Source organism: Methylomonas sp. EFPC3 (genome assembly GCF_029643245.1).
Taxonomy (GTDB): Bacteria; Pseudomonadota; Gammaproteobacteria; order Methylococcales; family Methylomonadaceae; genus Methylomonas; species Methylomonas koyamae_B.
In genome coordinates, this window is the sequence record NZ_CP116398.1 from 1,212,421 (window position 1) to 1,231,117 (window position 18,697).

General features: G+C 56.5%; 18 protein-coding genes. 3 read left to right on the forward strand and 15 right to left on the reverse strand.

Annotated features, from left to right (window positions below):
- Window positions 1-33: 33 nt before the first annotated feature.
- A complete protein-coding gene (locus PL263_RS05485; RefSeq protein ID WP_278212059.1) occupies window positions 34-2,115 on the forward strand; it encodes a carbon starvation CstA family protein in 2,082 nt (693 codons plus the stop codon).
- Between the two features lie 130 nt (window positions 2,116-2,245).
- On the opposite strand, the gene PL263_RS05490 is transcribed toward PL263_RS05485, so the two are convergent.
- The 11 genes from PL263_RS05490 to ccmA all read right to left on the reverse strand — a co-directional run bounded on the left by PL263_RS05490 (window position 2,246) and on the right by ccmA (window position 12,937).
- Window positions 2,246-4,474 (reverse strand): PKD domain-containing protein, encoded by a 2,229-nt coding sequence (locus PL263_RS05490; protein ID WP_278212060.1) that lies wholly within the window; start codon window positions 4,472-4,474, stop codon window positions 2,246-2,248.
- 294 nt (window positions 4,475-4,768) lie between these two features.
- Window positions 4,769-6,148 (reverse strand): oxygen-independent coproporphyrinogen III oxidase, encoded by a 1,380-nt coding sequence (gene hemN, locus PL263_RS05495; protein ID WP_278212850.1) that lies wholly within the window; start codon window positions 6,146-6,148, stop codon window positions 4,769-4,771.
- Window positions 6,148-7,365: a c-type cytochrome biogenesis protein CcmI gene (ccmI, locus tag PL263_RS05500; RefSeq protein ID WP_278212061.1), complete on the reverse strand. Its 1,218-nt coding sequence runs from the start codon at window positions 7,363-7,365 to the stop codon at window positions 6,148-6,150. The genes hemN and ccmI overlap by 1 nt, the downstream gene beginning before the upstream one ends.
- On the reverse strand, window positions 7,362-7,817 hold the full coding sequence (locus tag PL263_RS05505; protein ID WP_278212062.1) for a cytochrome c-type biogenesis protein: 456 nt from the start codon (window positions 7,815-7,817) through the stop codon (window positions 7,362-7,364). The genes ccmI and PL263_RS05505 overlap by 4 nt, the downstream gene beginning before the upstream one ends.
- Window positions 7,814-8,344, reverse strand: coding sequence for a DsbE family thiol:disulfide interchange protein (locus tag PL263_RS05510; RefSeq protein WP_140910474.1), 531 nt, complete (start codon window positions 8,342-8,344; stop codon window positions 7,814-7,816). The genes PL263_RS05505 and PL263_RS05510 overlap by 4 nt, the downstream gene beginning before the upstream one ends.
- Complete coding sequence (locus PL263_RS05515) at window positions 8,341-10,287, reverse strand: heme lyase CcmF/NrfE family subunit (protein WP_278212063.1); 1,947 nt, start codon at window positions 10,285-10,287, stop codon at window positions 8,341-8,343. Before PL263_RS05515 ends, PL263_RS05510 begins: the two co-directional genes overlap by 4 nt.
- On the reverse strand, window positions 10,284-10,718 hold the full coding sequence (gene ccmE / locus PL263_RS05520) for a cytochrome c maturation protein CcmE (RefSeq protein ID WP_278212064.1): 435 nt from the start codon (window positions 10,716-10,718) through the stop codon (window positions 10,284-10,286). The genes PL263_RS05515 and ccmE overlap by 4 nt, the downstream gene beginning before the upstream one ends.
- Entirely contained in the window at window positions 10,715-10,882 is a 168-nt protein-coding gene (gene ccmD, locus PL263_RS05525; RefSeq protein WP_140910477.1) for a heme exporter protein CcmD, read from the reverse strand. Before ccmD ends, ccmE begins: the two co-directional genes overlap by 4 nt.
- Complete coding sequence (locus PL263_RS05530) at window positions 10,879-11,640, reverse strand: heme ABC transporter permease (RefSeq protein ID WP_278212065.1); 762 nt, start codon at window positions 11,638-11,640, stop codon at window positions 10,879-10,881. Before PL263_RS05530 ends, ccmD begins: the two co-directional genes overlap by 4 nt.
- Window positions 11,640-12,314: a heme exporter protein CcmB gene (gene ccmB, locus PL263_RS05535; RefSeq protein ID WP_278212066.1), complete on the reverse strand. Its 675-nt coding sequence runs from the start codon at window positions 12,312-12,314 to the stop codon at window positions 11,640-11,642. The genes PL263_RS05530 and ccmB overlap by 1 nt, the downstream gene beginning before the upstream one ends.
- Complete coding sequence (ccmA, locus tag PL263_RS05540) at window positions 12,305-12,937, reverse strand: cytochrome c biogenesis heme-transporting ATPase CcmA (RefSeq protein WP_278212067.1); 633 nt, start codon at window positions 12,935-12,937, stop codon at window positions 12,305-12,307. Before ccmA ends, ccmB begins: the two co-directional genes overlap by 10 nt.
- A gap of 153 nt (window positions 12,938-13,090) precedes the next feature.
- On the opposite strand from ccmA, the gene purE reads away from it, so the two are divergent.
- Both purE and PL263_RS05550 read left to right on the forward strand, forming a co-directional pair.
- Window positions 13,091-13,588, forward strand: a complete 498-nt coding sequence (gene purE / locus PL263_RS05545; RefSeq protein WP_140910481.1) for a 5-(carboxyamino)imidazole ribonucleotide mutase — start codon at window positions 13,091-13,093, stop codon at window positions 13,586-13,588.
- Complete coding sequence (locus PL263_RS05550; RefSeq protein WP_278212069.1) at window positions 13,585-14,679, forward strand: 5-(carboxyamino)imidazole ribonucleotide synthase; 1,095 nt, start codon at window positions 13,585-13,587, stop codon at window positions 14,677-14,679. The genes purE and PL263_RS05550 overlap by 4 nt, the downstream gene beginning before the upstream one ends.
- A 112-nt stretch (window positions 14,680-14,791) precedes the next feature.
- Here PL263_RS05550 and PL263_RS05555 read toward each other — a convergent pair whose 3' ends face one another.
- The 4 genes from PL263_RS05555 to rpsA form a co-directional block, all read right to left on the reverse strand.
- Window positions 14,792-15,520 carry an alpha/beta hydrolase-fold protein gene (locus tag PL263_RS05555; RefSeq protein ID WP_278212071.1) on the reverse strand — a complete coding sequence of 243 codons (729 nt, stop codon included), beginning with the start codon at window positions 15,518-15,520 and terminating at the stop codon, window positions 14,792-14,794.
- A 3-nt stretch (window positions 15,521-15,523) separates the two neighbouring features.
- On the reverse strand, window positions 15,524-16,483 hold the full coding sequence (locus tag PL263_RS05560; protein WP_278212072.1) for an acetylxylan esterase: 960 nt from the start codon (window positions 16,481-16,483) through the stop codon (window positions 15,524-15,526).
- A 124-nt stretch (window positions 16,484-16,607) separates the two neighbouring features.
- Window positions 16,608-16,913, reverse strand: coding sequence for an integration host factor subunit beta (locus tag PL263_RS05565; RefSeq protein WP_054759678.1), 306 nt, complete (start codon window positions 16,911-16,913; stop codon window positions 16,608-16,610).
- A 67-nt stretch (window positions 16,914-16,980) separates the two neighbouring features.
- Window positions 16,981-18,642, reverse strand: coding sequence for a 30S ribosomal protein S1 (gene rpsA / locus PL263_RS05570; protein WP_140910485.1), 1,662 nt, complete (start codon window positions 18,640-18,642; stop codon window positions 16,981-16,983).
- Window positions 18,643-18,697: the final 55 nt, after the last annotated feature.

Here is an 18,697-nt window from a genome sequence, read left to right on the forward strand (position 1 = left end):
GCATCCCAATCCGACTTTCAGACAGGAATCGTCATGTCAGGCAACAAGCACTCGCTTCCCATCAACCTATTCTGGGGCCTCGTCGCTCTGGCCGCGGCCGGCGCCATCGCCGGCATTGCCTTGCAGCGTGGCGAAACCATCAGCAGCATGTGGCTGATCGTCGCCGCGGTCTGCGTTTACGCGCTCGGCTACCGCTTTTATAGCGCCTTCGTCGCCGCCAAAGTCCTGGTGCTCGATGCCAGCCGCGCCACGCCGGCCGAACGCTTCGACGACGGCCGCGACTTCATGCCCACCCACAAATGGGTGGTATTCGGCCACCATTTCGCCGCCATCGCCGGCCCCGGCCCGTTGATCGGCCCGACCCTGGCCGCGCAGTTCGGCTATCTGCCGGGCACCTTGTGGATCCTGATCGGCGCGGTGCTGGGCGGCTGCGTGCAGGATTTCGTGACGCTGTTTTTCTCGGTCAGGCGCGACGGCCGCTCGCTAGGGCAGATGGCCAAGGACGAATTGGGCAACATCGGCGGCGGCGCCGCGATGCTGGGGGTGATGACGATTATGGTGATCCTGATCGCGGTACTGGGCCTGGTCGTGGTCAATGCGATGAAACACAGCCCCTGGGCCACCGCCACCGTTGCCGCGACGATACCGATCGCGATGTTGATGGGCATTTATCTGAACCATTTGCGGCCGGGGCGGGTGCTGGAAGCGACGCTGATCGGCGTGTCGTTACTGGTGTTTGCAGTGGTCGGCGGCGGCTGGATCGACGAAAATCCGGCCATCCGCGGCTGGTTCGATTACGACGCGCCGGAACTGGCGTTGATGGTGATCGGTTACGGCTTCGCCGCCGCGGTGTTGCCGGTCTGGCTGCTGCTGGCGCCGCGCGACTACCTGTCCACCTTCATGAAACTGGGCACGATTGCCGCGCTGGCCGTGGCGATTCTGATCTTGCGACCCGAGCTAAAAATGCCGGCCTTGACCCAGTTTATCGACGGCAGCGGCCCGATCTTCGGCGGCAAACTGTTTCCGTTCGTGTTCATCACCATCGCCTGCGGCGCAATTTCCGGCTTTCATGCACTGATTTCGTCGGGCACCACACCCAAATTGCTGGCTAACGAAACCGACGCCCGTTTTATCGGCTACGGCGCAATGATGATGGAATCCTTTGTCGCGATCATGGCGATGATCGCAGCGTCGGTGTTGGAGCCGGGGGTTTATTTCGCCATCAACAGCCCGGCCGGCGTGGTCGGCAAGGAAGCGGCGGAAGCGGTGGCGAAAATCAGCAGTTGGGGCTTTCCGGTGGCCGTCGAGCAAATGCAGCAATTGGCGCAGACCATGGGCGAATCGACCTTGTTCGCCCGCACCGGCGGCGCGCCGTCACTGGCGGTCGGCATGGCGAGTTTGTTCGCCCAGGTGTTCGGCCAACATCTGCTAGCCGCCTGGTACCATTTCGCGATCATGTTCGAAGCCTTGTTCATCCTGACCACGCTGGACGCCGGCACCCGCGTCGCCCGCTTCATGCTGCAGGACATCCTCGGTAACTTCAATATCGGCCGCGGCAGCAGCGGCGGTTACGCCAGCATCTTACTGACCAGCGCCGCCGTAGTCGGCGCCTGGGGTTACTTCCTGTACATGGGGGCGATCGATCCGTTGGGCGGCATCAACAGCCTGTGGCCGCTGTTCGGCATTGCCAACCAAATGCTGGCGGCAATCGCGCTGTGCGTGGCGACGACAATTCTGGTCAAATCCGGCAAGCTCAGGTACGCCTGGGTGACCGCCCTGCCCCTGTCCTGGCTGATTATCGTCACCAGCAGCGCGGCCTGGCAGAAATTGTTCGCCGAGGATTTACGCATCGGTTTTCTGGCCCATGCCGCCGATTTGTCGGCGAAAATCGCCAGCGGTTCGCTGCCGGCCGCACAACTGAAAAGCGCCCCGCAATTGATTTTCAACGATTACCTGAACGCCGGCCTGACCTGCCTGTTCATGCTGATCACCTGGCTGCTGCTGGCCGACATGCTGCGGGTGATCTATCGGGTAACCAGCGGCCAGCCCTACCCGCAATCCAGCGAGTCGCCGCATATACCGAGCCGGTTGGTTGAGAATTGGGTCAGGGATTGACCGTCCTGATCGGTTGCTGCTGCCGGCCACAGACTATGCGCCGGAATTGGCGCCCGGATTTGTTGACACCTTGACGAAAAAAGGCGCCGTGATCGCGGCGCCTTTTGCTGTTGCGGACTTGGTTTCCGGCCTACCAGCTAAAACTAGCGGACACTTGGCCGCTGCCGTCGTAGCTGTAACCGCTCTTGACGACCTTGGTCACGGTAAACGCGCAGGTTCCGGACGAATTCACCGGTAAGTTCGCACTACTGAGACTGGCGGTACCGGTCGTACCGGTGGTAGCCGAGGTAACACCGGTTACCGTAGTCGAGCCGCTGCCGGTTTTCACCGACCCGCTCCAGCTTCCGTAGAGGGTTGCGCCGGAAACGGCAGAAACACCGTCATTGATCGTCACCGTCGCCACGCATTGCGCCTTGTTTTTCCCCACCAGCCGCCGTGTCACTTTGGTGCTGGCGGCTTTCATACTGAGCGCCACTGGTGCTTGAGCTACCGAGATGACTTGAGTGGCACTGCCTTTCAAGCCGCTGTTGTCGGTCACCGTCAAGGTGGCATTGTAAGTACCGGGCGTGTTGTAGACATGGCTGACGCTGGCGGAATTGCTGTTTGGCGTACCGTCACCGAAATTCCAGGCGTAAGCGGTGATCGAGCCATCCTGATCGACCGAGCCGGTACCATTCAAACTCACGTTCAGCGGCGCAGTACCGCTGGTCGGCAAAGCCGAAATCACGGCAGTCGGCGCTATCGTTGTGGCACCGCTTTTCGGATAAGTACCGGTAATCAGGTATTGACCGATACTGGCATAGTCAGAGTATCCGGTAGTCAAGTCGCCGTAGCCAATGCCGTCAATTTGCAGAAAATACTGGCCCGGCGCCAGGGTCGCCGCCAATGAAGCCGACAAGCTATCCGCCGGGTTTGCGCTAGCCAGGACGGTGCCGGAACTGGTCATCAACTTTAACGAAATATCCAGATTGGCTGATACCGCCCCGGAGGCGGCGTTGAATTGCACATTGCCGCCATCGGTAGAGAAACTGAATACATCGAGATCGGTACGGCTCTCGATAGTGCCAATTTGCAATACCGCGCCAGCGCTGCCAGACAGCGGCGCCGCAGTGGCTGGCGTTCCGCCGAAATCGTCGGCGCGTTGCGGCGCACCGGCCGCCGCGATCACAGCAATATCGTCTTGCTGGTTATTGGCGTCCGGATATTCGCCCTTGCTCCATTGAGTTACCGGTTGGTAATAGCCGACCCCCATAATTGGCGCCCAACCGGTGGCCCCACTGCCCTGGCCCGCATAGTAACTGCTGCTGGAGGTACCGTCGTGAGTCAAATTCAGAGCGTGGCCCACTTCGTGCGAAACGGCATCGGCGACATATCTCGGATTGCCGCCACCCAACTTATCGAAAAACACCCAGACTGGGTTGTAATAGTCGGGACTGCTCGACGAATAATAGGAAAACACATTGATGTAGGCAACCCCGCCGCAGGCTTGGCTGCAAAGCTCGGGCATCGATTGCGTGATCGCGGCACGAATACCATACACGACGTCCGAACTACTGGTGCGCTGCAGCGCTGCGGCCGCGGGTTCCTGCGTCGTCACATCCACATCGAAAGGCGCGTAATCCTCCGCCACCCGCTGCCAAATTTCGCGAATATTGTTCTGTTCCGCACTGCTAAAACCGGATGGATTACCATCGGTATCATAGGCCTTGGCATTCAACGTACCGTTGTACCAAGCGCTGTTACTGGCCTGGTAGCCGTTAAAATCCAGATATATGGTGCGGTTCGATCCGGGTTTACTATGGAGCGTAAATGGATCCGCACTCGCCGCAGCCGTGGCCTTGAAAGTATCGGTTCCGCTGGCAGTGGTAGCGTACGCGCTGGTGACGCCGGCAATCCGGCTCTCCGGCAGAGGCGTCGGCTCATGCGCGGCATCGATGTATAACAAGTGGCCGCTTTGGTCGATCCAAGCGCTAGGATCGGTACTTAAGATAGATTGCAAACGTTCGGCCGACATGCCGTATTGTTCGGCAACCGCAGGTAATTGATCGCCTAAAGCTTGGATCGCAGCCTGGCCGTTGACTTTTTCCTTAAGCGTAACTTTGGGAAACGGCATTTCAGTAGCATCGGTACTACCTGCCCCAATCTGATTTTGGGCCAGCGCATCAGTCGTTTGAGTCCCAATCGCGCTTTGTTGCCCTGAACCGTTCAATCCCGACACGAAAGCTTGGTAACGGCCATCGCTGAGCTGCTTCAAGCCATAGTTATAGCCGGCTAGCGTTTGTTCGGCCGCTTCGCGGCTTGGAAAATAAAGCGGCACAGTTAAAAGATTGGCGGCGATTAGGGAAGCGGTTAGTGACATGAGATTTCCTTATTTACTTTATAGAATCGGCAGCATGCGAGTATCTGTGGCCTGATATGGCCATGGGCAAGGCCCGGTAGTTTTCGAGCCTTTTGGCAGGCAGATACAAGCCATCTCGCTTTGAGGCGTCAGCCCAAAAAGCTATCGAATTTACAGATGAAAAGTGAAAGAAAACCTACATAAAGCATTAAGATCCGATGAAAATCGGTTTCCGGACCGGAGATGGACAATCATTGCGGAAGATTTTCGGCACAGCCTTGACCGAAAAATTCGCAACGTTGGAATCAAAACGAGTCAAATGACTCGGGAGAATTGTTGTTGTTTCTGCGCCAGATACTTGTCAAACACCATGCAGATGTTGCGGATCAGCAGGCGGCCGGCGCTGGATACTTGAATGCCGGCGGCGGTTAAATCCAACAAACCGTCGGTTTTCATCGGCTGCAGGTTTGCCAATTCGGCGGCGAAATAATCGTTAAAGACGATACCGAATTCCCGTTCGATGTATTCGAAGCTCAGTTCGAAATGGCAAATCAGTTGAGTAATCACGGCCCGGCGCAGTTTGTCGTCGTCGTCCAGATCCACGCCGCGAAACACCGGCAATTTAGCTTGCGCGATGGCTGCGTCGTATTCGTCCAGTTCCTTGTAATTTTGCATGTAGGCGTCGCCGACCCGACCAATCGAGGTCACGCCCAAGCCGACCAAATCGCAGTCGGAATGGGTGGAGTAACCCTGGAAGTTGCGGTACAGCTTGCCCTCGCGTTGGGCCACGGCCAATTCGTCGTCCGGCTTGGCGAAATGGTCCATGCCGATGTAGACATAGCCGGCATCGGTCAGTTTTTGGCCGACCATTTGCAAAATCTCCAGTTTCGCCGCCGGCGACGGCAAGGCCGCTTCGTCGATTTGGCGCTGAGTTTTGAAACGGCTGGGCATGTGGGCGTAATTGAAGATCGAAAAGCGGTCCGGGGCATAGGCCAGTACCTGGCCCAGGGTATCGGCAAAGCTGTGCACGGTTTGTAACGGCAAGCCGTAAATCAAATCGATATTGGTGGAGCGGAAGCCTTCCTTGCGCGCCGCTTCCAGTACCGCGAAGGTTTGTTCCTTGCTCTGCAGCCGGTTGACGGCTTTTTGCACGTCCGGATCGAAGTCCTGCAAACCGAGGCTGATGCGATTGAATCCCAACGCTCTTAGCTCGGCAATGGTGCGGTCGTCGGTTTCGCGCGGGTCGACTTCGATCGAATACTCGCCGCTATCGTCGCTGTGCAGATTGAAATTGGCCCGAGTCGTGTCCATCAACCGCCGCATTTGCTCGGCGTTCAAAAAGGTCGGCGTTCCGCCGCCCCAATGCAATTGGTTGACCGGCCGGCTCCGGTCGAACAGCGCCCCTTGCATCTCGATCTCCTGGCACAGATTGTCCAGATACGGCAGCGCATGGGCGCGGTTTTTGGTGACGATCTTGTTGCAGGCGCAATAGAAACAGACGGTGTCGCAGAACGGAATATGGAAGTACAGCGACAGCGGTCCGCCGGCGGCATTGGATTTTTCGATATGCCGGCGGTATTCGACCTCGCCGAAGCATTCGTGCAACTCCAATGCGGTCGGATAAGATGTATAGCGCGGACCAGACTTGTCGTAGCGTTTGATCAAGTCCAGATCGAATTTTATCGATTGGTCCATCATTTCAGTTCCTGATCGATGGTCACACTGACGGCCGCCGTCGGCGATCCGTCCAGAGTGACTTCGGCACTGCCGAGCAGATCGCCCGGTTGCGGCATCGCGTTGCCGGATTTGGATATGCGGGCAACGATACGCAGTTGTTTGAAATCGGCCAGATGGGTTTGCGGCTGCATGGCCATGCTGTCGTTGAGTACGGCTTGCAGCGGCAGGTCTTTTACCTGTTGCTTGACGATGGCCAACGGCATTTTCGGACCGGTCAACGCTTGGGCGTAAACGAATAGCGTGTCGTCCGGTTTTGCCTTGGTTTTCAGCTCGGCAGCGAGGGAGGCATCGATTTTAATTTCGACCGGGGCCTTAGCAGCCGCAGCGCCAGCGCCCTGCTGGGTTTCAGCCTCCGCCATCGCAATCATTTTCTGTAATTGCTGCCGGGTTTCGTCTTGCTCCGGCAACATGGCCGACAGTTTTTGCCAATAGGCGATGGCTTGGGCAAAGTCGCCTTCCTCGGCTTTGGCCATACCGCCCAGCCACAGCGCGGTTTGGTCTTCCGGCACCAGTTTCAATGCCTGATAGACCAATGCGGCCGGTTCGCCCCGCATCTGGCCGTTACGCGCCATCGACAAGGCGTCGGCATAATGCAGCATCACCGCCGGTTCGTTCGGTTTACGCCGGTTCAATTCGGCGAACGCTTGGGCGGCGCTATCGTATTGTTGCATGTACAAATAGGCCCGACCCAACATCATCCAGCCCTCAAGATCGTCCGGTTGTTGTTGCAGGCGCTGTGCCAACGCGGCGACCATATTCTGCACATTATCGGCTGCTTTAGCCTGATTTTGCGCCAGTTCAGCCTTGGCAAGCGCTTGCGGCTCGCCCAACGTAAAGTAGAGAAACAGGCTCAATACAGGCAGCGCCAGGCCAAGCAGCGGAATCACCCAGCGCCCGGTTCCGGGCCTGAGCGCAGCCTTAGCCGGTGCGTCTTGCTGGATTTCATCCAATAAAGCCAGTTGCAATTCCTGGTACTGAGCATCGAACTGGCTTTGGGTCAGTACGCCGTCTTGCAGTTGCTGTTTCAGTTCGGCCAATTGTTGCCGGGCGATGGCTTTATTGCGGGTTTCGCCGTCGGCGTCATGCAAGGGCGCGGTTTTAAATAAGGGCGGCAATAAAATGGCCAAAGCCACAGCCACTAATCCGGCTATCGCCAGCCAAAACTCGATAGTCACGCGTCGTCACCCTGTTCCAGAATTTTTTTTAATTTCTCCCGCTCGGCAGCCGACAATTCCTTATCCGCACTGGCGCCTTTGGCGCGCAAAGTCCAAACCACGGCCAGACCCAAGACCAGGAACAACACCGGCCCCAGCCAAAGCAAAAATGTTTTCAGTTTGAACGCCGGTTTATACATGACGAAATCGCCGTAACGCTCGGTCATGAAATTGACCACGTCCTGCTGCGATTTGCCTTGTTGCAGCATTTCGTAGACCTGGCGGCGCAGGTCCTTGGCCAGGTCGGCGTTGGAGTCGGCGATGGTCTGGTTCTGGCAGACCAGACAACGCAGCTCATTGATCAGGCTCTGGTAGGCCTGCTCCTGTTCCGGTTGTTTGAAGTCGCGGTATTCGATGTCGGCCCTGGCCTGAACCAAGTGCAACGACAACATCAGGATCAGCCAATATTTCATGCGCTTTCCGCCTCTAGTTGTTGAATCAGCGGTAAAAACAGTTTTTCCAGATCGCCGGCTTGAATCGGTCCGGTATGTTTGTAACGCACCACACCGCGCTTATCGATAACAAAAGTCTCCGGCACGCCGTAAACGCCGTAATCGATGCCGGTACGACCTTCGCTATCCATAACGCTGACCGTGTAGGGGTTGCCCTGCCTTGCCAGCCAGCCCTGAGCAGCGTCGGCCTGATCTTTATAATTCAGACCGACCAGCGTGACTTTGTTCAGTTTGGCCAACTGGTTCAACAGCGGATGCTCTTCCCGGCACGACACGCACCAGGAGGCCCAGACGTTGAGCAACCAGACTTTACCTTTCAAGTCGGCCTGACTCAGGCTCCGCTCCGGCGTTGCCAGAATCGGCAACGTGAAAGCCGGCGCCGGTTTGTCGATCAACGGCGACGGGATTTCCCGCGGGTTCAATTTCAAGCCTATCGCCAGAAATACCGACAAGGCGATAAACAGTAGTAGCGGCAATAAATATTTCATCGATTTTCAGCAGTTTGTTTACTCGGCAACCGATAGCGGCGATCGCAGGCAGCCAGCAACCCGCCCAATGCCATGAACACGCCGCCCAGCCAGATCCAGCGGATGAAGGCTTTATAATAGACTCGCAAACTCCAGGCGCCCTGCTCTCCCAACGGTTCGCCCAAGGCCACGAACAAATCCCGAAACAGGCCGGCGTCGATCGCCGCTTCGGTCATCGGCATGGTTTGCACCCGGTACACGCGTTTTTGCGGCGCCAACTCGGCGACGATTTCTCCGTTATGACTGACGCTCAAATGGCCTTGTTCGGCGCGGTAGTTCGGGCCTTCACTGGCGGTGACACCGTGAAACTGGAACACGTAACCGAATAGATCCAGCGTTTCCTCCGGCGCCAGACGCACGTCGCGTTCGATGCTGTAGACCGACGTGAAGCTGATGCCGATCACGAACACCGCGATCCCGATATGCGCCAAGGTCATGCCGTAAAAGCCGGCCGGAATTTGTTTCAAGCGTTGCCAGGACCAGCTTTGCAGGCGTTGTTTAAAGGCAAAAGCGCTGACCGCCACAGTCCACAAGGCCAAGGCCACGCCCAACGCGGCGCCCCACGAATAAAACGGCATCGCCAACGGTGCCAGCACGGCGATGCCGATGCAGCCGGCAATCAAACCGCGCAGGCGCGCGCCCAACGCTTTGATATCGTCGCTCTTCCAGCGCAGCAACACGCCGATCCCGACCACCAAGGCCAGCGGCGCCATCAACGGGATGAACACCGCATTGAAATACGGCGGACCGACCGACAATTTACCCAGACCCAAGGCATCGACCACCAGCGGATACAGCGTGCCGAGCAGAATGCTGGCGGCGGTCACGACCAACAAAACGTTATTGACCAGCAATACCGACTCTTTCGAAACCAGTTCGAAGCGGGCGTAACTTTTGACCTGCGGCGCGCGGATCGCGTACAGCAGCAACGAACCGCCGACCACCACACCCAGAAAAATCAGGATGAACAAACCGCGGGCCGGATCGCTGGCGAAGGCATGTACCGAGGTCAACACGCCGGAGCGCACCAAAAAGGTACCTAGCAGACTTAACGAAAAGGCGAAAATCGCCAGCAGTACGGTCCAGGTCTTGAACGCGCCGCGTTTTTCGGTGGCGGCCAAGGAATGGATCAATGCAGTACCGACCAACCAGGGCATGAACGAGGCGTTCTCGACCGGATCCCAAAACCACCAGCCGCCCCAGCCCAGTTCGTAGTAAGCCCACCAACTGCCTAGCGTGATACCCAGCGTCAAAAACATCCAGGCCACATTGGTCCAGGGCCGCGACCAGCGGGCCCAGGCCGAATCCAGGCGTCCCTCCAGGAGCGCGGCAATCGAAAAAGCGAAGGCTACCGAAAAGCCGACATAGCCCATGTAGAGCATCGGCGGATGAATCGCCAAGCCGGGATCCTGCAACAATGGATTCAGATCGCGGCCTTCGGCCGGTGCCGGAAACAGGCGTTCGAACGGATTGGAAGTCAACAGCAAAAACAATATGAAGCCGACGCTGACCAAGCCCATCACGCCCAGCACCCGAGCCCGGGTCGGATCGGGAATCCGGGCGCTGAAGGCGGCGACCAAGCCGGTCCAGATCGACAAGGCCAATGCCCACAGTAGCAAGGAACCTTCGTGTGCGCCCCAAACACCGGAGATCAGGTACAAAAACGGCAGCTCGGTATTGGAGTTTTGGGCGACATAGGCCACCGAAAAGTCGTGGCTGATAAAGGCATAGGTCAAACAGCCGTAGGCCAGCGCCATGAACGCCAACTGACCGAATGCGGCCGGCCGGGCGACATGGACCCAGCCGCTAACGGCCTTGCCGGCCCCGAATATGGGCAGCGTGCCTTGAACCAGCGCCATGCATAGCGCCAGGATCAGCGCGAAATGGCCGATTTCCGGGATCATGGTTGCTCCGCCGGTTTCTTCAGACTACCCGCCACTTCCGGCGGCATGTAATTCTCGTCGTGTTTGGCCAGGACTTCCTCGGCGACGAATACGCCGCGGCCATCCAGCCGGCCTTTGGCGACGATGCCCTGCCCCTCGCGGAACAAGTCCGGCAAGATGCCGGAATATTCCACCGCGACCTCCTGGCTGAAATCGCTTAGTTTGAAACGCACCAGCAAGTCGGCGTTGGGCCGCTGCACGCTACCTTTGACGACCATGCCGCCCAGCCGGAATACCGCATTGTTCGGTGCCTTACCGGCGACGACGTCGCTGGTCGAGAAGAAATACATCAGATTTTCGTTGAATGCCTTCAACGCAAAAAAAGCCGCCAAGCCCAGGCCGGCCAACATTAACAGGATTAACAGCAGGCGCTGTTTGCGGATCGGTTTCATTTGGACTGCGCGCGTTTTTGTTTGATGGCCAGTTGCCTGAATAATTGTTTGCGTTGCCAGACCGGCCACACCAGGTTCGCGGCCAACACCAGCGCCGTGACGCCGTATGCCGGCCAGACATAAGCGGCGTAACCGCCCATGTACCAAAAGCTGTCCCAACTCATGCCTGTTTCTCCAACATGTTTTTCACCCATTGCGACGAGGTTTCCCGTTTCAGCAATTCCAGCTTGGCTGCCTGCAATACCGCAATCAGGTAGTAAAACTTGAACGCGATCGCCATCAGCAACAGCGGCACCAGCATCGTAATGTGAATCGACGGTTTATCCAGTTTGCTGACTGTCGCCGGCTGATGCAGCGTATTCCACCATTCCACCGAATAGTGAATGATCGGAATATTGACCACGCCGACCAAAGCCAGGATAGACACCGCTCGGGCGGCGCTGCGTTTGTCCTCGATCGCGCCGTACAAGCTGATCACGCCCAGATACAGGAATAGCAGAATCAGCTCCGAGGTCAGACGGGCATCCCAAACCCACCAGGTGCCCCACATCGGCTTGCCCCACAGCGATCCGGTGACCAGCGCGACGAAGGTAAAGCCTGCGCCGATCGGGGCGCTGCTGATCAGCATTACCTCGGCCAGTTTCATCCGCCAAACCAGGGCAATGCCGCCCATTATTGCCATCATCACGTAGACGAACAAGGACATCCAGGCCGCCGGCACATGGATATAAATGATCCGGTAGCTGTCGCCCTGTTGGTAGTCGGTGGGCGCCAGATACAAGCCGCCATACAGGCCGGCGCCGAGCAGCAGCAGAAAAACGGCCGTCAGCCAAGGGATGAAACGGTCGGCCAGCGCGTAAAAATGCGGCGGCGAAGAAGTACGGTGAAAAAACCGGCTGACCGGCGCGGGGATCCAGGACATCAATTAACACTCATTTTTAACGCAATGGAAGTCGGCAACGGCGCCAGGACCAGCGCCGCCAGCAACATCGCCAACAAAATATTCAATTGGGCGCCGACCGGCAATCCGCCGGCGGCACGATCGACCGCGCCACTGGCGAATATCAACACCGGCACGTATAACGGCAACACCAGCAAAGACAACAACATACCGCCGCGGCGCAGACCGACCGTCAAGGCCACGCCGATAGCACCGATCAGGCTCAATAACGGAGTAGCTAAGATCAATGTCAGCCATAAAGTTCCCATCGCCTGCTCGGGAAGCCCCAAGAACAAGGCCAGCAGCGGCGCGACCAGCAACAGCGGCAGCCCGCTGACCAGCCAATGGGCGACGATTTTGCCCAGCACCAACACCGACAAGGCATGCGGACTGAGCAACATTTGCTCCAACGAGCCGTCTTCGAAATCGCTGCGGAACAGGCTATCCAGCGACAGCAAGGTCGCCAGCAAGGCCGACACCCAAATCACGCCCGGCGCCATCGCTTGCAACAAATTGGGTTGGGCGCCGATCGCCAGCGGAAACAAGGTCACCACCAGCACAAAGAAAAACAGCGGATTGGCCATTTCGGCGCGGCGGCGGAACGCCAGCAGCAAATCGCGGCGGATGATGGCCATAAAGGCGCGGATCAATGGCATGCTTGTAGGTGGATACGTTTCAGATTCAGGTCCGCCATGCGCAGATCGTGGTGCGAGGTCAGTACCGCCATACCGCCGTGGCTGATGTGGTCGGCGATCAGCGACTCGATCAAGGCGATACCCTGTTTATCCAGTGAAGTGAACGGTTCGTCGAGTATCCACAACACATTTTGGGTGATCAACAAGCGGGCCAAAGACAGGCGCCGTTTTTGCCCGGCGGACAGCGTGTGCACCGGATTGTCGTCGAAACCGGCCAGTTTGACTTTGTCCAGCGCGTGGTCGATTTGATACTTGCCAGGACTGCCCAATGCCAACGCGAATTTGAGATTTTCCAATACCGTCAATTCCTTTTTGGTGCCGTCGGCATGGCCGACGTAGGCCATATCCCGGTAATAAGAGCTTTGCTCGGCCGGCTGGCCGCACCAGATGATCCGGCCGGAATCGGCTTCGCGCAATCCGCACAGGATGCGCAGCAGCGTGGTCTTGCCGCTGCCGTTGGCGCCTTCCAGTAACAGTGACTGCCCTGCCTGCACCTCGAAATTCAATGCCGAAAACAACAAGCGTTCGTCGCGAAAGCAGGATAAGTCCCTGACTTCCAGCGTCGCATGTTGCACGTTTTCCATTCTACTGTCCCTAGGTTCGGTGGTTCGAGTCATAAGAGGGGCGCTATCTTAACACTAACCGCGGCCCGCTTCCCAACTTGGCGACCGAGAAAATCGCGCTAATTATGCGATAATCGCCCGGATACGATTTATGGCAAACACCGGAGATTTTGCATGACCGCATTGATAGGCATCATCATGGGTTCCACTTCCGACTGGGAAACCATGCAGCATGCTGCGCAGACCTTGGAGCATCTGGACATTCCCCACGAAGTGGAAGTGGTATCGGCGCACCGGACCCCCGACAAACTGTTTCGCTACGCCGAAACCGCCGAGAGCAAAGGTCTGGAAGTCATCATTGCCGGCGCCGGCGGCGCCGCGCATTTGCCGGGTATGACTGCGGCTAAAACCGCATTGCCGGTGTTGGGAGTACCGGTCCAGTCCAAAGCTTTAAACGGCATGGATTCACTATTGTCCATCGTGCAAATGCCGGCAGGGATTCCGGTCGGCACCCTGGCGATCGGCAAGGCCGGCGCCATCAATGCCGCGCTGCTGGCCGCTGCCATTATCAGCAACAAGCACCCGCAATACCGGGCCGCGCTGGATGCCTACCGCCAACAACAAACCGACAGCGTCATCGCGACTCCCGACCCGCGTCAGGTGGCCGGATGAAGGTTGGCATTCTGGGTGGCGGCCAACTCGCCAGGATGATTGCGCTGGCCGGCTATCCGCTGGGCCTGAAGTTCATCGTCCTCGATCCCGATGCCAACGCCGGAGCCGGCGGCTTGAGCGAGCATTTGCTCGGCGCTTACGACGACCCTGCTCTATTGGCCGAATTGGCCGAAAAAGCCGATGTGGTGACCTACGAATTCGAGAACGTGCCGGCCCACGTTGCCGAATTCTTGTCCAGCCACACGCTAGTCTATCCGCCGGCGGGCGCCTTGGCCGTGGCGCAAGACCGTTTGCTGGAAAAAAACTTCTTCCGCGAATTGGGTATCGGCACCGCGCCGTTTGCCTCGATCGATAGCCTAACCGACTTGCAAGCGGCGATGGCGGATATCGGCTATCCGGCCATTTTGAAAAGCCGGCGCATGGGCTATGACGGCAAAGGCCAGGCCGTATTGCGGTCGGAAGCCGATCTGGCTCCTGCCTGGGACAGCATGCAGGGTGCGGCTGCTATTGTCGAAGGCTTCGTCGATTTCCAACGCGAAGTCTCGATCATTGCCGCCCGCAGTCCGTCCGGCGAAATCGCTTATTACCCGCTCTCGGAAAACCGACACCGCGGCGGAATTTTGCGCATCGCCGAATGCCGCGACAAAGATCCGGCGCAATCGCTGGCCGAAGACTACGTCAGGCGCCTGTTGGAAAAACTCGATTATGTCGGCGTCGTTGCGCTGGAATTGTTCGATGCCGGCGATGCATTGCTGGCCAACGAATTTGCGCCCCGGGTCCACAATTCCGGCCATTGGACCATCGAAGGCAGCGAAACCAGCCAATTCGAAAACCATTTACGTGCGATTTTAAACCTGCCGTTGGGTTCGACCGCACCGCGCGGTTACGCCGCCATGGTCAATTTCATCGGCGGCCTCGCCGACGACGGCCAAGTGCTGGGTATCGCCAACGCCCACCTGCATTTGTACGACAAAGCGCCGCGCAAGGGTCGCAAAGTGGCGCACGCGACCATACGCACCGACTCGGAAGCCGCTTACCGCGCCGGCTTGCAACAGTTGGCCGATCTGGCCGCTGCCGCCGACGATTCCTGAGCAGTTGCCTGCCGCCGGTCGGCTGTCAGCCGAAGTAATTGTTTTTGGCAACCTAATCGATGGAGACCATGCGATTTGAGCCGAAGTGTCGGAACCAGACTCCGCCCGGAGCTCACAGATACAGCGGCGCCATGCGCCGCCAATAATGGCCTTGGTGTGCCCGCCCTTCCCATTCGTATAACGCGTGCGGCACGTTTTTTTCGGCCAACACCCGGCTCAATGCGTGGTTATTGGCCAAAAACGGATCCTGCTTACCGATCACCAAGGTAATTTCCATCCGCCGGATAGCCGACAATTGCGCCTCGCAAGCCAGATTAGGCAAAAAATGGCTCGGCGTGTGGAAATAAATATTTTCGTCGTAATAGCCGTCAAACAGGTTTTTGAAACATTCGACTTCCAGCGTCAAATCAAATCGGCCGGAAAATGCCACTAATTTCCTGAACAAGTGCGGATGGCGAAATGCAATGTTGGCGGCATGAAAAGCCCCCAAGCTACAACCGTGCGCAATCACACAAGGGTGCGGATTTTTCAGTGCCATGAACGGCATGATCTCGTTCAACACATAGTCTTCGAAGTCTATGTGCCGCTGAATACGGTCTTGCGGTTTACGCCAAAAACAGTAAAAGGTCTCGTGGTCAATACTATCGACGCAATAAAGCTGTATGTAGCCAGCCTCTATTTTGTTACGCAGCCGTTCGACGATGCCCAGGTTTTCGTATTCGAAGAAGCGACCGTCGCGCGTCGGGAAAACCAGGACTTTGGCGCCGGCGTGGCCGAATACCAAAAACTCCATGTCTCTACCCAATCGCGGGCTGTACCAGTGGTGGTATTCGCGGTTCATAACCTATGCCGGCAATACTCCGAAAAATTGCTGCAATTCGGCAACCAATTGCCGATCCTGTTCGTGTTGACGGGGGTATTCGAAATGCCCGGCCTCCAGCACGAACAAACGCTTCTCGCCGGACCAGGCGTTGTAAATTGCAAATTGTCCGGGCGGAGCCACAACCGGATCGAACAACGCAACTGCCGCATGTAAGGGTTGATTGGCATGGCGCGCGGCAACCGCGGCATCGTAATAGGCTAATGTGTCAAAAATATGAGGATGGTATTGGCTGTGCGCCTTCAGCGCAGCGGCACTGCCGCTGCTGGGCAAACTCAAACGCAAAGGCTGGTTGCCGAACGTCGGTACATTCAAATGCAACCGTTTGATCCTGCGGTCCCACGGCGCAGCCAACGCACCGAGGCCGCCGCCGAAGCTAATTCCCATATAGCCGATACGCTCTGCACATTGCGGATATATAGCCGCCAGAACCGTCACTGCCAGCCAGATATCCTCGACGCAACCGCCAATCACGTACCGATTCCGATCGTCTATCGCATGCAAAACGTGTTGGTTAGGCTGTTCCGGCAAATGTCCGTTGCGACTGCGCGAAATACCGCGCATGCAAGGAAACAACAACGCGGCGCCGGCGATTTGCAGATGATAATCCGGTTGATCCCTGCCGCCGTAACCATGGCCGACGACGATGGCTTGGGTTATGGCTTGATTCTCGGGCTCCAGCAACCAGCCGCCGATCTTGAAATCGTCGGTAGAACGGTAATGCAAATCGTAGACCCGGTAACCAGCACGAGTAGACTGGTATTCAAGCGAATAATCCGCTGCGATATCGACGGTTCGTTGGTATTTTTCCTGCCAGAAATTGCAAAAATCGAGCGGCTGCTCCGGCGCGGGGACTGTCAGTAAATCGCTAAGGTTAAGACCATATCCAGGATCGTAACTGTAGTTGTGATGAAATAAACTCACTGACGATTACTGTATTTGGATTGGCGATCCACAAACGGGATGAGATGAATGGTGATGGCTACTGCCGTCACGTTAGAAGCGTGAAATGAGGGAACGAAGCCAAGCACCCCGTTCCGATTACGGCTTAATCAACGATTTTGTATTTTTCCCTGGAAGCGTCGACCATATCCCGCAGCTCCTTTCCAGGCTTGAAATGCGGCACATGCTTTTCTGTCAACGACACCGAATCCCCGGTTTTCGGATTCCGGCCCAGACGGGCGGAACGGTGGTGTAATGAAAAACTGCCAAAGCCTCTGATTTCGATTCGTTCGCCACTGGCCAATGTATCGCTCAAGTGATCGACTACACATCTGACCGCCAATTCCACATCTTTAAGCGCGAGGTGCGGCTGCTTACGCGCCAGCATCTCTATCAATTCTGATTTCGTCACATCCAGCCCTGAATAATCAAAAAAGGGTGGCATGAGTGCGCCCATGCCACCCTCGGAGATGGTTTTATTACTTGTCCATTTGTTTAAAGATATCGCCCAACGTTGCAGTACCTGCATTTTGCTGGGAATAATCTTTAATGGCGTTGGATTCTTCTTCGGCATCCTTCGCTTTGATAGACAACGAAATAGACTTGGTCTTTTTATCGACACCGACGAATTTGGCTTCGATTTCGTCGCCGGCTTTCAGCAACTTGCTGGCGTCTTCGACGCGGTCGCGCTGAATTTCGGAAGCTCTCAAATAACCTTCGACATTGTCGGCCAGAGTGACGACGGCGCCTTTGGCATCGACTTCTTTGATGATGCCTTTGACTAAGCTACCTTTCTCATGCAAAGCGATGTAGTTTTGGAAAGGGTCTTGTTCCAGTTGTTTGATGCCGAGAGAGATACGCTCGCGCTCGGAATCCACTGCCAAGATAACAGTTTCAACTTCGTCGCCTTTCTTGTAGTTGCGAATCGCTTCTTCGTCGTTCTCGTTCCAGGAAATATCGGACATGTGCACCAAACCGTCGATGCCGCCTTCCAGGCCGATGAAGATACCGAAATCAGTGATCGATTTAATTTTGCCGGAGATTTTGTCGCCTTTGTTATGAGTCGCTGCAAATTCATCCCAAGGATTGGATTTGCATTGTTTCATGCCCAAAGAAATACGGCGGCGTTCTTCGTCGATTTCCAGAACCATGACTTCAACTTCGTCGCCCAACTGAACCACTTTGGACGGGTTGACGTTTTTGTTGGTCCAATCCATTTCGGAAACGTGCACCAAACCTTCGACGCCTTCTTCGATTTCGACGAAGCAACCGTAGTCGGTCAGATTGTTGACCTTACCGAACACGCGAGTGCCGGCTGGGTAACGACGAGCAATGTTTTGCCATGGATCTTCATCCATTTGCTTCATACCCAAGGATACGCGGGTTTTGTCTTTGTCGAATTTCAGGACCTTGACTTTAACTTCCTGGCCGATCTCTACGCACTCGGACGGATGGCGAACGCGACGCCATGCCATATCGGTAATGTGCAACAAGCCGTCGACGCCGCCCAGGTCGATAAAGGCACCGTAATCGGTGAGGTTTTTGACGATACCGGTAACAATCGCGCCGTCTTGCAGCGTTTTAACCAATTCTTCGCGCTCTGCGCTGTATTCGCTTTCGACGACAGCACGACGGGACAACACGACGTTGTTACGTTTTTGGTCGATTTTGATGACTTTGAATTCCAGGTCGCGGTTTTCCAGAAACGCGGTGTCGCGAATCGGACGCACGTCAACCAGAGAGCCAGGCAAGAAGGCACGCAATGCGCCAACCGCCACGGTGAAACCGCCGCGAACTTTGCCGTTGATACGGCCAATAACAGTTTCTTGAGTTTCGAAGGCTTTTTCCAATTCAGCCCACGCCTTGCTTTTCTTGGCTTTGTCACGGGAAAGAAGCGTGGCGCCCAGGCCGTCTTCAAACAGATCGAGAGCAACTTCGATCTCGTCACCGATATTGACTTCCAAGTCGCCGTCGGCATTCAGGAATTGCCATTTCGGAATGACACCTTCTGATTTCGCCTGTGTACTGACGATGACAAATTCGTTTTCGATGTCGACAACGGTACCAATCAACATCGCGCCAGGACGCATTTCGGTCTTGGCATAACTCTCTTCAAACAACTCTGCAAAGCTTTCGCCCATCTTTACTTTCCCAAACTTGCCACAACACCAGCAAGTTTTAACAATTATCAAAAAA

Coding starts and splice junctions, on each gene's coding strand:
- PL263_RS05485 (WP_278212059.1), top strand. CDS start 34: ATGTCAGGCAACAAGCACTCGCTTCCCATCAACCTATTCTGGGGCCTC.
- PL263_RS05490 (WP_278212060.1), bottom strand. CDS start 4,474: ATGTCACTAACCGCTTCCCTAATCGCCGCCAATCTTTTAACTGTGCCG.
- hemN (WP_278212850.1), bottom strand. CDS start 6,148: ATGGACCAATCGATAAAATTCGATCTGGACTTGATCAAACGCTACGAC.
- PL263_RS05505 (WP_278212062.1), bottom strand. CDS start 7,817: ATGAAATATTGGCTGATCCTGATGTTGTCGTTGCACTTGGTTCAGGCC.
- PL263_RS05510 (WP_140910474.1), bottom strand. CDS start 8,344: ATGAAATATTTATTGCCGCTACTACTGTTTATCGCCTTGTCGGTATTT.
- PL263_RS05515 (WP_278212063.1), bottom strand. CDS start 10,287: ATGATCCCGGAAATCGGCCATTTCGCGCTGATCCTGGCGCTATGCATG.
- ccmE (WP_278212064.1), bottom strand. CDS start 10,718: ATGAAACCGATCCGCAAACAGCGCCTGCTGTTAATCCTGTTAATGTTG.
- ccmD (WP_140910477.1), bottom strand. CDS start 10,882: ATGAGTTGGGACAGCTTTTGGTACATGGGCGGTTACGCCGCTTATGTC.
- PL263_RS05530 (WP_278212065.1), bottom strand. CDS start 11,640: ATGTCCTGGATCCCCGCGCCGGTCAGCCGGTTTTTTCACCGTACTTCT.
- ccmB (WP_278212066.1), bottom strand. CDS start 12,314: ATGCCATTGATCCGCGCCTTTATGGCCATCATCCGCCGCGATTTGCTG.
- ccmA (WP_278212067.1), bottom strand. CDS start 12,937: ATGGAAAACGTGCAACATGCGACGCTGGAAGTCAGGGACTTATCCTGC.
- purE (WP_140910481.1), top strand. CDS start 13,091: ATGACCGCATTGATAGGCATCATCATGGGTTCCACTTCCGACTGGGAA.
- PL263_RS05550 (WP_278212069.1), top strand. CDS start 13,585: ATGAAGGTTGGCATTCTGGGTGGCGGCCAACTCGCCAGGATGATTGCG.
- PL263_RS05555 (WP_278212071.1), bottom strand. CDS start 15,520: ATGAACCGCGAATACCACCACTGGTACAGCCCGCGATTGGGTAGAGAC.
- rpsA (WP_140910485.1), bottom strand. CDS start 18,642: ATGGGCGAAAGCTTTGCAGAGTTGTTTGAAGAGAGTTATGCCAAGACC.